The organism is Polaribacter sp. Z014 (assembly GCF_023555435.1).
Classification (GTDB): Bacteria; Bacteroidota; Bacteroidia; order Flavobacteriales; family Flavobacteriaceae; genus Polaribacter.
In genome coordinates this window covers 1-1,080 of record NZ_JALCZP010000089.1, presented here as the reverse complement: position 1 = coordinate 1,080, position 1,080 = coordinate 1, and the positions used below count along the sequence as shown (strand labels likewise).

Below are 1,080 nucleotides of genomic sequence, written 5' to 3'. Positions count from 1 at the left end.
GGTGTAATAGACAAAATGGTTGGTAAAATCTTCCTTATCCCTTTTGTTTATTAGCTTTGAGGCAAATCAAAGGTTTTGAATAAAAAAAATGTAAATTTTGTGATAGTTTAAACACACATAAATACGGTACTCGCTTAAATAAACAACGTTACAAATGTTTAAATTGTAACAAGATTTTTAATGGAGGAAAACAAATTTCAGCAGATTTTCTTTGGGATGAATATGCCAGAGGAAAACAAACGTATATACAACTAGCAGTCAAATATGGATGCTCAAAAAGAACAATCCAACGTAAACTAGATCTTTATCAAGTAAAGCAAGTAGAAATAGCACCAAAGAAGGTTATTGTTTTAATGGATACAACCTACTGGGGCAGAAGTTTTGGGTTAATGTTGTTTAAAGACGCATACAGTAAAGAAAATCTTCTTTGGTATTACGTCAAATCAGAAACTAATACATTGTACATAAAGGGTATTAAAGAACTGAAATCTAAAGGTTTTGAGGTTGTAGCTATCGTTTGTGACGGCAGAAAAGGGTTGGTTGGAGCATTTAAAGACATACCTGTTCAGCTTTGTCAATTTCATCAAGTTGCAACAATAAGAAGCTATATAACTAAAAACCCAAAAATGCCCGCCTCTATTGAGCTGAAGCTTCATGTCGCTATGCTAAAAAAGACTGATAAAGAATCATTTGAAGGAGGATTAAAAATGTGGTTTATTAAGTGGGAAAGCTTTTTAAATGAACGTACTATTAATATTGAAACAGGTAAAAGCTACTTCACTCATAAACGGCTTAGAAGTGCATATAGGAGCCTTAATACCAATATGACATGGCTATTTACTTGGTACGATAATTATGAATTAAATATCCCAAATACAACCAATATGATTGATGGTCATTTTTCTGATTTAAAAAACAAACTTAGAAATCATAATGGACTAACTAAAGAGAGAAAAATAAAATTTATAAATGAGTTTTTAAGAGCTAAAAGAATCTAATGAAATTACAAAATAAAGACCAACCATTTTGTCCACATGAAAAATAAAGTGTAAAAAGACCAACCATTTTGTCCATTAGGCC

General features: G+C 31.1%; 1 pseudogene. It reads left to right on the top strand.

Annotation, left to right across the window (positions count from 1 at the left end):
• Positions 1–98 precede the first annotated feature (98 nt).
• Positions 99–998: pseudogene (locus MPF19_RS19040) on the top strand (IS256 family transposase, variant Zn-binding type); the annotation flags it as partial.
• Between the last annotated feature and the right edge of the window lie 82 nt (positions 999–1,080).